At 59.0% G+C, this 13,387-nt stretch carries 17 protein-coding genes and 1 pseudogene; 12 read left to right on the top strand and 6 right to left on the bottom strand.

Annotated features, from left to right (window positions below; all coding sequences use genetic code 11):
* Positions 1-17 precede the first annotated feature (17 nt).
* Positions 18-201: pseudogene (locus ACVWZ1_RS07465) on the top strand (hypothetical protein); the annotation flags it as partial.
* 196 nt (positions 202-397) lie between these two features.
* On the opposite strand, the gene ACVWZ1_RS07460 reads toward ACVWZ1_RS07465, so the two are convergent.
* From ACVWZ1_RS07460 to thrC, 4 genes are all read right to left on the bottom strand, one after another.
* A complete protein-coding gene (locus ACVWZ1_RS07460; protein WP_011434357.1) occupies positions 398-976 on the bottom strand; it encodes a DNA-3-methyladenine glycosylase in 579 nt (192 codons plus the stop codon).
* A gap of 26 nt (positions 977-1,002) precedes the next feature.
* A complete protein-coding gene (locus tag ACVWZ1_RS07455; RefSeq protein WP_011434358.1) occupies positions 1,003-1,278 on the bottom strand; it encodes a ubiquitin-like small modifier protein 1 in 276 nt (91 codons plus the stop codon).
* A 36-nt stretch (positions 1,279-1,314) separates the two neighbouring features.
* A complete protein-coding gene (locus ACVWZ1_RS07450) occupies positions 1,315-1,836 on the bottom strand; it encodes a fasciclin domain-containing protein (protein WP_011434359.1) in 522 nt (173 codons plus the stop codon).
* Between the two features lie 104 nt (positions 1,837-1,940).
* A complete protein-coding gene (gene thrC / locus ACVWZ1_RS07445; RefSeq protein WP_457503002.1) occupies positions 1,941-3,281 on the bottom strand; it encodes a threonine synthase in 1,341 nt (446 codons plus the stop codon).
* Positions 3,282-3,778: 497 nt separating this feature from the next.
* On the opposite strand from thrC, the gene mnmG reads away from it, so the two are divergent.
* Positions 3,779-5,716 carry a tRNA uridine-5-carboxymethylaminomethyl(34) synthesis enzyme MnmG gene (mnmG, locus tag ACVWZ1_RS07440; RefSeq protein WP_457503001.1) on the top strand — a complete coding sequence of 646 codons (1,938 nt, stop codon included), beginning with the start codon at positions 3,779-3,781 and terminating at the stop codon, positions 5,714-5,716.
* On the opposite strand, the gene tsaD is transcribed toward mnmG, so the two are convergent.
* Positions 5,674-6,774, bottom strand: coding sequence for a tRNA (adenosine(37)-N6)-threonylcarbamoyltransferase complex transferase subunit TsaD (tsaD, locus tag ACVWZ1_RS07435; RefSeq protein ID WP_457466517.1), 1,101 nt, complete (start codon positions 6,772-6,774; stop codon positions 5,674-5,676). The two genes, mnmG and tsaD, sit on opposite strands and share 43 nt — an antisense overlap.
* A gap of 195 nt (positions 6,775-6,969) precedes the next feature.
* Between tsaD and ACVWZ1_RS07430 the strand changes: the two genes are divergently transcribed.
* The 3 genes from ACVWZ1_RS07430 (at position 6,970) to ACVWZ1_RS07420 (ending at position 8,275) form a co-directional block, all read left to right on the top strand.
* Positions 6,970-7,515, top strand: coding sequence for a Photosystem I reaction center subunit III (locus tag ACVWZ1_RS07430; protein WP_414342216.1), 546 nt, complete (start codon positions 6,970-6,972; stop codon positions 7,513-7,515).
* A gap of 52 nt (positions 7,516-7,567) precedes the next feature.
* Positions 7,568-7,687, top strand: a complete 120-nt coding sequence (locus tag ACVWZ1_RS07425; RefSeq protein ID WP_011434365.1) for a photosystem I reaction center subunit IX — start codon at positions 7,568-7,570, stop codon at positions 7,685-7,687.
* A 99-nt stretch (positions 7,688-7,786) separates the two neighbouring features.
* The gene (locus ACVWZ1_RS07420) at positions 7,787-8,275 is read left to right on the top strand and encodes a photosystem I reaction center protein subunit XI (RefSeq protein WP_457466516.1); all 489 of its coding nucleotides are present in this window, start codon (positions 7,787-7,789) and stop codon (positions 8,273-8,275) included.
* Between the two features lie 6 nt (positions 8,276-8,281).
* On the opposite strand, the gene ACVWZ1_RS07415 is transcribed toward ACVWZ1_RS07420, so the two are convergent.
* Positions 8,282-8,482: a CsbD family protein gene (locus tag ACVWZ1_RS07415; protein ID WP_457502999.1), complete on the bottom strand. Its 201-nt coding sequence runs from the start codon at positions 8,480-8,482 to the stop codon at positions 8,282-8,284.
* A 207-nt stretch (positions 8,483-8,689) separates the two neighbouring features.
* Between ACVWZ1_RS07415 and ACVWZ1_RS07410 the strand changes: the two genes are divergently transcribed.
* The 7 genes from ACVWZ1_RS07410 (at position 8,690) to ACVWZ1_RS07380 (ending at position 13,246) form a co-directional block, all read left to right on the top strand.
* A complete protein-coding gene (locus ACVWZ1_RS07410; protein ID WP_414427940.1) occupies positions 8,690-9,121 on the top strand; it encodes a ribonuclease III domain-containing protein in 432 nt (143 codons plus the stop codon).
* Between the two features lie 33 nt (positions 9,122-9,154).
* A complete protein-coding gene (gene rlmB / locus ACVWZ1_RS07405; RefSeq protein ID WP_457502998.1) occupies positions 9,155-10,291 on the top strand; it encodes a 23S rRNA (guanosine(2251)-2'-O)-methyltransferase RlmB in 1,137 nt (378 codons plus the stop codon).
* 22 nt (positions 10,292-10,313) lie between these two features.
* Positions 10,314-10,571, top strand: a complete 258-nt coding sequence (locus ACVWZ1_RS07400; RefSeq protein ID WP_011434370.1) for a DUF1816 domain-containing protein — start codon at positions 10,314-10,316, stop codon at positions 10,569-10,571.
* Positions 10,571-10,888 carry a 2Fe-2S iron-sulfur cluster-binding protein gene (locus ACVWZ1_RS07395; protein WP_011434371.1) on the top strand — a complete coding sequence of 106 codons (318 nt, stop codon included), beginning with the start codon at positions 10,571-10,573 and terminating at the stop codon, positions 10,886-10,888. Before ACVWZ1_RS07400 ends, ACVWZ1_RS07395 begins: the two co-directional genes overlap by 1 nt.
* A 518-nt stretch (positions 10,889-11,406) precedes the next feature.
* A complete protein-coding gene (locus ACVWZ1_RS07390) occupies positions 11,407-11,613 on the top strand; it encodes a hypothetical protein (RefSeq protein ID WP_414332282.1) in 207 nt (68 codons plus the stop codon).
* 173 nt (positions 11,614-11,786) lie between these two features.
* Positions 11,787-12,653: a bifunctional hydroxymethylpyrimidine kinase/phosphomethylpyrimidine kinase gene (gene thiD, locus ACVWZ1_RS07385; protein WP_457502996.1), complete on the top strand. Its 867-nt coding sequence runs from the start codon at positions 11,787-11,789 to the stop codon at positions 12,651-12,653.
* 26 nt (positions 12,654-12,679) lie between these two features.
* The gene (locus ACVWZ1_RS07380) at positions 12,680-13,246 is read left to right on the top strand and encodes a GDYXXLXY domain-containing protein (protein ID WP_457502995.1); all 567 of its coding nucleotides are present in this window, start codon (positions 12,680-12,682) and stop codon (positions 13,244-13,246) included.
* The last annotated feature ends 141 nt before the right edge of the window (positions 13,247-13,387 follow it).

Here is a 13,387-nt window from a genome sequence, read left to right as displayed (position 1 = left end):
AAATAATGTATAATATGTTCAGTACGGATTACTACCAGTTGATCTTTCTGTTTACTTTCGAGTCTGCCAACATGGTAGCCAAAGCAAAGCAGAAAATTGGTAGTAAGACGACACGGAAACTGCGCTTTGGGTATTCTACTCAAAGCTTTGCGGGATACCGCCATTCTGGTTGGAAACAAACAGAATGCTATCGCTGCATAGTTGAACAGTGATGTTCAGCAGTGTTCAGCGTAAATGTATCAGTCCTGGAAAAGTTGGAACAGGCTGGGCCAACGTGGGCAACCCCAGCAAGAGCAGCACAACCCCGCTGACCAGCCCAGGCAGCCCCTGCCGTTCGCGTAAGCGGGACGGAGTCCTTTAGCCACTGCCTTCTGCGAGCATTGTCCGCCTGCCCCCACTAATAGCGCGACACCGCCGGATGTCCACCAATGTACCAGCGCCAGGGGATCTCGGCTCCTTGGGTGATGCCGATGCGGGTGGTTTGGACGATGGACAACTGCGTTTGCCAAGAGGGGGATCCCTCCAGCCAAATGCCTTCCTGGCCGGCTTCCGCCCGCTCTAGCCGCCAGCCGTTGTGGGATCCGTCGATCCGCAGTGCTTGACAGAGCAGGCCCGGCCCCGCCGCCGCCCGTGCTGGCTGATTCTGTTTGTTGGCCGGGATCCAGTCTGGCAGGCGATCCAACTGAGCTGCCCGGATCAGAACCGCCGCCGGGATCCCTTCTGGCTCGGTAACGATATTTAGACAGTGGTAGAGGCCGTAGATGCGATAGATGTAGAGATGCCCTGGCGGGCCAAACATGACCTGGTTGCGTTGGGTCTTGCGGCGGTAGGCATGGCAGGCCGGATCCCCAGCCGTGTAGGCCTCCGTCTCTACGATCTGGGCCCGCACCTGCAGCCCATCGGCAAATTGCCGCACCAGAACCATGCCCAGCAAGGCAGGTGCCACCAGCGGGGCCGGCTGGCTCAACCACTCCACAGCGTCCACGGCAGGCTTGGCAGCCCTCAGCCCCCAGCAACGGCAGGGACGATGCTCACCTCATCCCCATCTTGCAGAGGGGTGTCACATCCCTTGAGGAAGCGAATGTCTTCGCTGTTCACATAAAAGTTGACGAAGCGGCGCAATTCCCCCTTCTCATCGCACAGCCGCGCCTTAATCCCCGGACAGCGTTGTTCCAAAGCATCCAACAATTCGCGGATGGTGGATCCCTCGCAATTCACCACCCCCTGATCCTGGGTGAGCGCCCGCAGCGTGTTGGGAATCAGCACCTTGACTGCCATAGCCCAATGCCTCGTCCATTAACCAACATCAAAAAACTAGGGTAGCAGCACCCCATCGATGCCGTGAATCACGCCGTTGGAAACTGGAATATCCGCCAGGTTCACGTTAGCCCCGTTGACCCGGATGCTGCCATCGGATCCCACCTGCACCTGCAGCGGCAGCCCTGCCAAGGTGGTCAGAGTGGTCGATTGGCCGGGCCGCAGGTCAAACGAGGTAATCCGCCCCGGCACCACATGATACGTGAGAATGCGGGTGAGCTGAGCCCGGCTGGCCGGCTGCAACAGCGTCTCCACCGTACCCGGCGGCAGTTGCCCAAAGGCCACATCGGAAGGGGCAAAGACCGTGAACGGCCCCGGCCCTGCCAACGCCGTATTCAGGCCCGTCGCCCGCAAAGCTGCCGCCAGCGTCGAGTAGCTGCTGGGCAAAGTTTCCAGCTCAACGGCAATGGTGTTTAGCCCTTGAGGCTGGGCCGCAGGAGCAAAGACAAGCGGGGCCACTACAGCCGCCAACGGGATCCAACGGCGAACAAGGCGTTGAACAGAAGGAAAGATAGGCATTGTGCAAAGCTCCTGAGCCAATAGGTCTACGCCAGGGATCTTAACAGTTCTTCATTAAGATCCTGTTAAGAGGCAATGGAGAGGGTCTTCCCTGCAAACCGAGTTCATACTGATGCCTCCTGCCAGTCCAGCCGCTCCAGGGTGCGGGCCCGCTCCAAAGCCTGTTCAAAGCTCTCCAGCCTGGGCGAGATCACCAGCGGATGGCCTACGTGGGCTTGAACCGCCTCCTGGGTCTTCAGACCGTTGCCAGTAATGTAGGCTACTGTAACCGCCTCCGGATCGATTTGACCGGATTCTGCCAGGTGTTTGAGCACGGCAATGGTGGTGCCGCCGGCAGTCTCGGTGAAGATGCCTTCGGTCTCGGCCAGGAGCTTAATGCCGGCGATGATCTCGGGATCCGTGGCCGTTGCGATCTGCCCACCGGTTCTGCGGGCAATGTCCAGGGCGTAGATCCCGTCGGCAGGGTTGCCGATGGCGATGGACTTGGCGATGGTATTGGGCTTAACCGGAGTGACAAAATCCCGTCCCTCGCGGAAGGCTTGGGCAATGGGCGAACATCCCTGCGCCTGGGCGCCGTGGAAGGTGACCGGCTTATCCGCCACCAGCCCCACCTTCACAAACTCCTGGAAGCCTTTGTAAACCTTGGTGTACAGGGATCCCGAGGCCAGCGGGATCACTACCTGATCCGGCAGTTGCCAGCCCAGTTGCTCCACCACCTCGTAGGCCAGGGTTTTGGAGCCTTCCGAGTAGTAGGGGCGCAGGTTGATATTGACGAAGCCCCAGCCGTAGCGATCCGCCACCTCGGCGCAGAGGCGGTTCACCTGGTCGTAGTTGCCCTCCACCGCCATGACGGTGGGGTTGTAAATCAGGGATCCCAGCACTTTGCCCGCTTCTAAGTCCGCCGGGATGAAGATGGTGCAGTCCAAGCCGGCGTGGGCGGCAATAGCAGCGGTGGAGTTGGCCAGATTGCCCGTGCTGGCGCAGGAAACGGTGGTAAAACCCAGCTCCTTGGCGCGGGTCAGCGCCACCGACACCACCCGATCCTTGAAGCTAAGGGTGGGCATGTTGACGGCATCGTTCTTGATGTAAAGATTTTTTAACCCCAGCCGCCGACCCAGCCGCTCCGCCTTAACCAGCGGGGTCATGCCGGTGCCCACATCGATGGGCTTTTCAGAAGTTACTGGCAGAAAAGGCCGATAGCGCCAGATGGAATGCGGCCCGGCCTGGATGCTCTGACGGCTAACCGTGCGCTTCAGCCAGTCGTAGTCATAAGCCACTTCCAGGGGGCCGAAACACAGCTCACAAACATGCTTGGCGACCGTCTCATACTCGGCGCCACACTCCCGACAGCGCAAACGGCTGAAGCCCACCTTGGAGCTGTGCAAGGCAGAGGCCAACGGGGAATCGGCAGGGCTGAGCGGGCGTTCGGAAAGAGTTTGGGACATGGGCAGCCTCAAGGTGAAGGAAAGGGTGGGCGCTGGATTGAACTTACCTATCGTTGGGGGGAATCTTATCACCCGCAATCTGCCGCGTCAACTAAACCCGACTAAAATAGTCTGGATTAGATCCGGTTGAGGATAATGGAATCGGTGCTTGGCTCTCTCAGGCGGGCTGTCTGGTGTTTGTATGAGCCGCAGCATCCCTTGGGCGACTCTGCCCTTTCCTCTGGGATCCCCTGCTATCGGCAGCCTTGGGGGAGCTGATCCCAGCGCCCTGAGGTCTCTTCAACTCTTCAATCAGGTGACTTAGGCTGGGAACTGAGCCTCTACCCAACTTTATTTCCCAGGGCAACAGAAAACTTTCCCTACTGCTCTGCCTGCCTCAGGCCGGTCGCAAATAACCCTATCCGTTGCCGCCATCGCTAAGCTGGATAAGCGAGCTGAAATAACCTGAAAATTAAAAGACCGGGGATCCCGGCTATTCATTTTGGAATTGCCACCTTATGCTCAAAGTTGGACAGGATAGCCTTGATTTTCTCGATCACTACGATGTGGTGGTGGTTGGCGGGGGGCACTCCGGCTGTGAGGCAGCATTGGCGGCAGCGCGGCTGGGCTGTAACACCCTCATGCTGACGTTGAATCTGGACAAGATCGCCTGGCAACCCTGTAACCCTGCCGTCGGCGGCCCGGCCAAATCGCAGCTGGTGCACGAAATCGATGCTCTCGGCGGCGAGATGGGCAAAGTTACCGACCGCACCTATTTGCAAAAGCGGGTGCTCAACCGCTCGCGGGGGCCGGCGGTGTGGGCGCTGCGGGCACAAACCGACAAAAGGGAATATGCGCGGGTGATGCGCTCGGTGGTGGAAAACCAGCCCAACCTGACGATTCGCGAGGGCACTGTCACCGATTTGGTGTTGGGGCGCAACGACGAGGTGGTGGGCGTGGTCACCCACTTTGGCACCATCTTCGGCTGCCGAGCGGTGATCCTGACCACCGGCACGTTTTTGGGGGGGCGCATCTGGATTGGTCGCCACTGGCAAGCTGCCGGACGGGCAGGGGAATTTGCCGTGGAAGGGCTGACCGACACCCTGCGCCAACTGGGCTTTGAAACGGGCCGGCTGAAAACCGGCACCCCTGCCCGCGTGGATCGGCGCAGCGTGGATTTTTCGGTCATGGAGCGGCAACCGGGGGATCCCGATGTGCGCTGGTTTAGCTTCGACCCCGAGGTGTGGGTGCCAAGGGAGCAGATGGATTGCTACTTGACCCGCACCACCCCAGAGACCCACCGCATCATCCGGGAAAATCTCCACGAAACCCCTGTCTATGGCGGCTGGGTGGAGGCCAAAGGGCCCCGCTACTGCCCCAGCATCGAAGACAAGATTGTCCGCTTTGCCGACAAGGAAAGCCATCAGATTTTTATTGAGCCGGAAGGGCGGGATCTGCCGGAGCTCTACATCCAGGGGTTCTCCACGGGGATGCCTGAGAAAATCCAGATCCAGATGTTGCGCTCCTTGCCTGGCCTGGAGCGGTGCGTCATGCTGCGGCCTGCCTATGCGGTGGAATACGACTATCTGCCGGCCACCCAGCTCTACCCCACTCTGATGACCAAAAAGGTGCAGGGGTTGTTTTGCGCCGGCCAGATCAACGGCACCACCGGCTACGAAGAGGCGGCAGCTCAGGGGCTCATAGCCGGGATCAACGCCGCCCGCCTGGTTCAAGGCAAGCCCCTGGTCACCCTGCCGCGGGAGTCCAGCTACATCGGCACCCTCATCGACGATCTCTGCACCAAAGAACTGCGGGAGCCCTACCGCATGCTCACCAGCCGCTCCGAATACCGCCTCATCCTGCGCTCCGACAATGCCGACCAACGGCTCACCCCCCTGGGGCGAGAATGGGGCTTGATCGATGACCGGCGCTGGGCCCTGTTCCAAGCCAAGCAAGCGCGCATTGCCGCAGAAATCGAGCGCCTGGAAACGCAGCGGGTGAAGGCCCACGACCTGGCCGGCATCCAACTAAGCCAACTGACAGGGCAGGGGATCAAGGGATCCGCCACCCTGGCCGAGATCTTGCGCCGCAACCAGATTCACTACTCCCATCTCCTGGAACTGGGGCTGGGGGATGCGGAGCTGGATCCCTTTGAGCAGGAAGCAGCGGAAATTGCCGTCAAATACAGCGGCTACATCCAGCGGCAGCAAAGCCAAATTGAGCAGGTGAGCAAGCAGTACCACCGCCCTCTGCCCCCCGATCTGGACTACCACTCCATCCCCACCCTCTCCAAAGAGTCGCGGGATAAGCTCTCGGCGGTGCGCCCGCTAACCGTGGGCCAGGCGGCCCGCATCGGCGGTGTCAACCCCGCCGACATCAACGCGCTGCTCATCTACCTTGAGGTGAGGCAACGTCAGAGGACGGCTGCGGCAGATCCCGTCTGTTCTTCTGTATGAGCTCCGCCCCCACCCAGGTAGAGGGAAGGGATCCCTTCTAGGGGCATGCGCGAGGCTACCCCCAGCTCCAGCGGCGAGACCTCCCCTCTCAGCCAATGGCAGAGACCAGCCGCCCCGATCATGGCCGCATTGTCGGTACAAAGGGCAATCGGCGGGATCACCACCCGCAACCCCCTTTGCCGGGCTGCTTCTGTGAGGCGGGCCCTCAGCTCCCGATTGGCAGCTACCCCTCCCGTCAGCAGCAGTGTCGAGAGGCCCAGCGCTTCGGCACAGGCCACCGCTTTTTGGGCAAGTGCACCGGTCAGGCAGGCTTGAAAGCTGGCGGCAATATCGGCAATGGGCAACTCCTGGCCCTCTTGCCGCAACTGCTGTACTAGGCGCAACACTGCCGTTTTTAGGCCACTGAAGCTGCTGTCGTAGGGATGATCCACTTTGCCCTCTGGCAGCGGGAACCGCTCTGGATCCCCCTGCTGGGCCCAACGGTCGATCTGCGGCCCCCCCGGGTAGCCCAGCCCCAACAGCCGCGCCACCTTATCAAATGCCTCGCCGGCAGCATCGTCGCGGGTGCGGCCCACCGTCTGGTAGTCCCCGTAGTCCTTCATCCAAATCAGGCTGGTATGGCCTCCCGATACCAAAAGGCATAGGCAGGGGGGGCGCAGATCGGGCTCGGCCAAAAAGCCGCTGAAGAGATGGCCCTCCAGATGGTGCACCCCGATCAGGGGCTTGTCGTAAAGCAAAGCCAGGGTCTTGGCCCCCATCAGCCCCACCAGCAGGGATCCCACCAGGCCCGGCGCACAGGTTACGGCAATGGCATCTACCTCGGCCACCTCCAATCCTGCCTGTTGCAGAGCCCTCTCCAGCACAAAGGGCAAGGTTTCCACATGCTGACGAGAGGCCACCTCCGGCACCACCCCCCCGTAAGCAGCATGAAGGTCGATTTGGCTGGCCACCACGGAGCTGAGCTGCCGTGGGGCAAACCCCGGCCAGGCTGCATCCGCCGCCACCACAGCCACAGCCGTTTCGTCACAACTGGTTTCGATGGCAAGGACGCGGGGCATGGGAGAGCAAGCTGGGGAAAGGAATAGGAAAGCCTTGGGATCCTTAAATTAAGAATTGTGTGAGCTAAAACTCAGGATCCGTCGGGGCGAGGCGCTCAGGAGTATGATACTAACCGTTTAGTGCCTGTTGCTGCACTTAGCATCCCTTAGCATTTGGACAGATCCTAGACCCCTACCTCAAGGACACATCCTGCTATGCGAACCTTTTTAAGCCTTCTTTTGGCCCTTTGCATCGCGCTTGGCCTCGCCCAATCTGTGCAGGCAGAGCCCTTGATCGGTCTGAAACCTTGCAGCGAAGTTCCCGCTTTTCAGGCTCTGATGAACGAACGCCTGAGCAGCCTAGAGGAGAAGATCCTCAACGCCAGCCCTGCTATGGCTCCCGTCTACCAGCAAAAGCTGGCCCAAACCAGCAAGCGCTTTGAGCGCTACAGCAAGCTGCTCTGCGGCGAAGAGGGCCTGCCCCACCTGGTTACAGATGGTCGGTTGAACCATGCGGGCGAGTTTCTCATCCCCGGCCTGCTTTTCCTCTATATCGCCGGTTGGCTGGGCTGGGCCGGGCGTTCTTACCTCATCGCGGTTCGGGATGAGGATAGCCCCGAGATGAAAGAAAGCTTGATCGATGTACCGCTGGCGCTGCGGTGTTTCCTCACGGCTTTGGCTTGGCCTGCTGCTGCTTTCAAGGAGATTGCCAGTGGCGAAATTCGAGAGCCGGAAGCGGCTGTGCCCATCTCGCCCCGCTGAGGAGCTGAGCCCGGCTTTCTAACTCGATCTGTTCAATCTTTGAGAGGCATCTATGGCTGACTTCACCAAGTTTCTCACCACTGCTCCGGTGGCGTTTATCCTGTTTTCCAGCTTCGTTTTTGCCCTGTTCATCGAGATCAATCGCTTCTTCCCCGACATTTTGACGTTCTGAGTGTAGGCCAGGGATCCCCAGTGCAACCATGCCCGACGGGATCCCTGCTTTTTTGAGCTTTTTTCCATCCTCTCTTGAACCAGACACAGAGTTGCTGAAATGGTCGAACCCAATGCCGAGCCTGCTCCGTTGAATAGGTTGAATATGGATGAGGGATGTGTCACCGTCCCTGAGGGAGATCCGCAAATTGGCGATCTCTGGACACCGATCAACCACACACCTGTTGTCCGGCTGTTGATCGACTGGCTGCCCATCAACCGACCGGGATTGAGTTCCATTTGGCGGGGCTTGGAAATCGGTATGGCCCACGGCTATTGGCTGGTCGGCCCCTTTGCCAAGCTGGGGCCGCTGCGCAACGAGCCCATCGGTCTGCTGAGCGGCTTTTTGGGAGCCTGTGGCCTGATCCTGATCCTGACGGCGGCCCTTTCTCTCTACGGCTCTGTCACCTCGCAGCGCAACACAGGGCCGGTAAAGGGATCCCAATCTTGGAGCGAATTGGCTGCCGGCTTCTTGGTAGGGGGCATGGGGGGGGCGATCGTCGCCTACCTGCTTTTGCTGAATGCAGATCTCCTTGTCCCCGCATCTTAACTGGAGCTATTGGCCATCCGTTGGATCATCCACAACGTCTTTAATCGCTTCTCGAGCATCCTCGACTCCAGGGTGGGTGGCTGCCTTTGTTTGCTCGGCCTTACCTTCCAGCCTTTCACGCTGATCGCTGGCCAGCTCACCCACAATTTCCTGGATTTTGCTCTCCAGATTCTTGGCAGTGGCTCCAACTTGCTTTTCAAGGCTCATAACATCGGCCCCTTCACCGGCTTTGCCCTGTCTACTCGATAGCACCTTTTCTCTTTGGGCCTCGTGATCCAAATCACCTGCAAGGCAGCAAAGAGGGTGGGTCGGGCTGGCAGACCAGAGGAAGCTTGTCTTAGCATGGACTGAATTCTGCAATGAGCCGATAACAGCGGTTCTAGAGATTTTTCTGCCTATCTTTCGTGAGCTGCTGTGAACGATCTGCTGTCCGAACCCACTTCTGAAAGGCTCTCCTTGGCCGAGATTCGCCGCCTATCGCCCGCAGCCTTGGCCTACCTGGGAGACGCCATTTACGAACTGCACGTGCGGCGGCAACGGCTATTTCCTCCGGATCGACTGGAGCGCTATCATCAGCAGGTGGTGAGGCGGGTACGCGGCTCGGCTCAGGCCAAGTTGCTGTTGGCCCTGTTGCCCCATCTCAGCCCCGAGGAGCAGGAAATTGTCCGCTGGGGTCGCAATGGCTGCGGTCGCCCACCCCGACATCTGCCTCTGGCCGACTACCAAAACGCCAGCGGCCTGGAAACGGTTCTGGGCTATCTCTACCTGGCCAATCCCGAACGGCTGCGCCATATCCTCGCCCTCACTGATGTTTTGGCTGAGACCCTGGGCGAGTGGGAAGGTTAGGATAGTCTTTCCGTCTTTCCATCTTCCACGCCCATGCCCAAGACTTCTCAGCGCAAACCTGCTTCACGGCTGTCTCGCTCGGGCAAACTGCAGCCGCGAAGGGCAGGGCAATCCGTTAGCAAGCGGGTACAGCGGCCCAAACGCCGAGACGGGGATCCCAAGCTTGCCCTCCGAGAGGCTCCAGTGAAGCCCATCCGTCGCGACGCGCAACGGCAGTGGCCCCAAGGCAAGATGGCTCCTCAACCAGTAGGCGAGCTGGATCCCGGCCTCTCCACTGGCGAGACAGGGATCTTGCCAGGGGAAGTTCAGCCTCAGGCCGACGGGAATCCGGAGACCGAGCTGGAGCAAGAGATCATCTACGGTCGCCAGACGGTACTGGCCGCCCTGAGAAGTCAAGCCACCCTCAACCGGGTTTGGATCCTGCCGAGGTTGCGCTACAGCCCCCAATTTTTGTCTCTGTTGGAAGAAGCCAAAGCGCGGGGCACTGTTATCGACGAAGTCTCTCCAAAGCGGCTGAACGCCCTCACGGCTGGCGCCAACCACCAGGGTATCGCTGCCCAAGCCACGCCTTATCAGTACATGGATCTGGAGGATTTGGTGGAAAGAAGCCGGCAGGCCAGCCCCAATCCGGTGCTGGTAGTCCTAGACGGGATCCAGGATCCCCATAACTTGGGAGCCATTGCCCGTAGTGTGGAGGCTTTTGGCATGCAGGGGATGGTGATCCCCCAGCGGCGGGCAGCAGGAGTCACCTCGACGGTGATGAAGGTAGCGGCGGGAGCCCTCTCCACCTTGCCGGTGGCGCGGGTGGTGAATTTGAATCGGGCTTTGGAATACCTCAAAGAGCAGGGGTTTTGGGTTTATGGCACCACCAGCCGAGGGACTGACCTCATCTATAGAGCCGATTTTCAACGGCCCATTGCCTTGGTGGTGGGATCCGAGGGGGAAGGGATTAGCCTGCTCACACAGCGCCATTGTGACCAACTGCTGTCCATTCCCTTGGCAGGCCGTACTGAAAGCTTGAATGCTTCTGTGGCCGCCGGCATTGCCCTCTACGAAATCCACCGGCAGCGCTCTCCCCACCACCTCAAACGCCCTGAGGTTGATACATTCCTCAACAAATCGTCAATAAAAGTAGTAGAATCTAAGGGATTGCAAAAGGACATCCAATGATTGCTAGACTTGATAATGGGGGATGGATCCCGTGAGCAACCCTTTGGTCAGTCTGTTGGATAAGCTGCGCGGCCTGTCGGTCTGGATCGAGATCACCACCGAGGACTGCACCTACTACTACGGCCCCTTCTCCGATGAAGCTGAGGCGGAGCGGCTCAAAGGCCACTACATCGCCGACCTGCAAAAGGAAGGAGCCAAAAAGATCCAGGCTCTGGTGAAGAAAATGCGCCAGCCACAGTCTCTGACGGTGACCCGTACTCCGTCGGGAGCCCGTTCCTGATGTCTGCTACGGCTTATCAAGTAACCCTTCATCACCGCGGCCAAACCTACCGCTTCCCTGCCTCTGCGGATCAGACGGTTTTACAAGCTGCTCTTGAACACGGGATAGAGCTGCCTTCCTCTTGTCAGGCGGGGGTTTGCACTACCTGTGCGGGGCGGCTGAAGTCGGGATCTGTGACTCAGACAGAGGCAATGGGGATTGGGCCAGAACTGCAGGCCCAAGGGTTTGTGCTGCTGTGTGTAGCCTATGCTACCTCCGATTTGGAGGTGGAGACCGATCAAGAGGAAGAGGTTTACCGTTTGCAGTTTGGCTCCTAACCGTGCCGGATTTCTGTTCAGGTCTACTTGTTAGCTTATGGGGGTGTGGGGGTAGCTAAGCCCCGCACTGTACCCGTAGGGTCAGTGCCGGGATACAGATACCCCCACATGGTGTATGATAGGAGTAGTTGCACAAAACGGCTTTTGCCGGAATCTGGTGCAACTACGCGGTAGGACATTCCGTGTCTGCTCGTGGAGGGTTCTTGCGTAGGCTCCCCGATGAAGCGAGAAGCCCGCTCCGTACTGACAGCAGTCGGGGTCGGGAGTATGTCACTAGGTGTTGTAGTCATTTCGATTCAAACTAGGACACTGTACCCACAACTAAAACCTTGGTCGCGTCAGCGTTGCGGAGCAATAATGCAGGGGCCCAAAAGGTTTTTCTCAGTAGCCCGGCTGTCTCAGCCTAATCTGAAAATACTACATTAGTTTATATTGTTGAGTTTATATTGTTGGATTCTTAGTGTTAGAAGTTATCGAAAGTAAGTCTGTTTCCTTGGCGAGATCAGTTCTCGACTCCTGTGAAGTTGCATTTGTTGCACCTATCTCTGCCGTTGAGCTCGCCTCTCTCTGCCCCGCAACTGGAGCAATCCCTCTGTCAGCAAGTTGACCGGGAGCTGGGCCAGCCGGCTCGGCTTCTGCGCTGGAGCTTGACGGCGGTGGAGGGGGATAGAGCCTGGGTTGAGGTGGTCGCCACCACTGATGAGGGCTACTCGGATTTAGACTAGGACAACTCACTCTTAGTCAGCTTCTTGACAGACGTCTGCAAGAGTTTTCCCAATACCCCAGTGGTCTCAGACCAATCGAGAACCAACAGTTTCATTGCTACGTTAAAGAGATGGTTCATATTGATTGATGGAAATGGCTATCGGTACCCTTGCCCATTTTTGTCGTTTGGCCAATGTCTGTCTCTGCATCTGAACCAACTCCGGCTCCACTGCTGGCCGAGCAGCACCCCCCTGTCGCCCTCACCATCGCTGGATCCGACAGTGGTGGGGGAGCAGGGATCCAAGCGGATTTGCGCACCTTTGCTTTCCAACGGGTACACGGTACCTCTGCCCTGACCTGCGTGACTGCCCAAAATACCCTTGGGGTGAGCCGGGTCGAGGCGCTGCCCCCCGAAGCCGTGGCCGCCCAAATTGAGGCCGTGGTGCAGGACATTGGGGTGCAAGGGATCAAGACGGGCATGTTGCTGAATGCCGAGATCGTGCTGGAGGTAGCCCGTCAGGTGGAGCGCTGGGCGTTGCGGCCTCTGGTGGTGGATCCGGTGATGGTGTCCCGCACGGGAGCAAAGTTGCTGGCAGATGAAGCCATTCAGGCCATCCGCGAGCGGCTGATCCCCTTGGCCCAGGTGCTGACCCCCAATCGCTATGAGGCGCAAATTTTAACGGGGCTGCAGCTGCAGTCCCTGGCGGATATGCAAACGGCGGCTCAGCAGATTCGCACCCTGGGCTGTGGAGCGGTGTTGGTCAAAGGTGGGGGTATGCCGGGGGAACTGCAGGGGGTGGATGTGTGGTTCGATGGCGAGCGACTGGAAGTGCTGAAAACAGAGCGGATCCCCACCCGCCACACCCACGGCACCGGCTGTACCCTCTCGGCGGCCATTGCAGCACAGATGGCCTGGGGCAGGGATCCCTTGGCGGCCACAGTGGCGGCCAAAGCCTATGTAACAGAAGCGCTGCGACATCCTTTGGCCATCGGGTCAGGTCAGGGGCCAGTGGGGCACTTCTACCCGCTTCTGTCCGGGATCGGCGAACCTGTGCCATAAGAGAGAAGTCCCTCTCTCTGGCTACTATGGCTGGCCCATTGAATCTTTCTAGGAAGGGATCCCTGCCCAAATGGCGGTTTTGGCTACCCCTACTGCTGCAACTGGGTATCGTTCTGCTGATACCGGCTCGGCAAGCGCTGACCCTTGCTGTCGGAACCACGATCTACCTGCAAACGGCCCCTGTGGATCCCTATGACCTTTTGCGGGGCCGGTATGTGGCCTTGGGCTACGTCGTCGGTCGGCGCTCCACCCTAGAGCAACTGCCGGGTTGGTTACCTGATTTGGAGACGCCAGGGATCCTTTATCTGCGCTTAGCTCCCCCCGCAGGGGATCCCACTCAACCTTGGCGAGCAATCGGTGTCAGCCGGGAGATGCCCAAAGATTTGCAGCCTGAAGAGAAAGTACTGCGAGGCTGGTTTGACGGGCAGCAGCTCAAGTTGGGAACCGAAGAATTTTTTATTCCCGAAGCGATTGGAGATGCCTTGGAAGAGGATATTCGGCGTTACCCTGAAGCCACGCGGGCAGAAGTGAAAGTGGATCCCTGGGGCAAGGCAGCATTGGTCGGCCTCTGGGTAGGGGAGCATCGGTACTAAGTGCTCATTCTGCCCGGCTTTAACGCTTTAACAATTAATCACCATATTGTAAACTACCCGACCCTGACTGCTTCGCAGTACAGGGCGGGCTTAAGGCCTCCGGCCCGCTGGCGCGAACGGTAGCCCTGCAGTTGGCAAGCC

The organism is Thermostichus sp. MS-CIW-25 (assembly GCF_054060015.1).
Note: the sequence above shows the minus strand (reverse complement) of the source record. Positions and strands in the feature narration are given on the sequence as shown.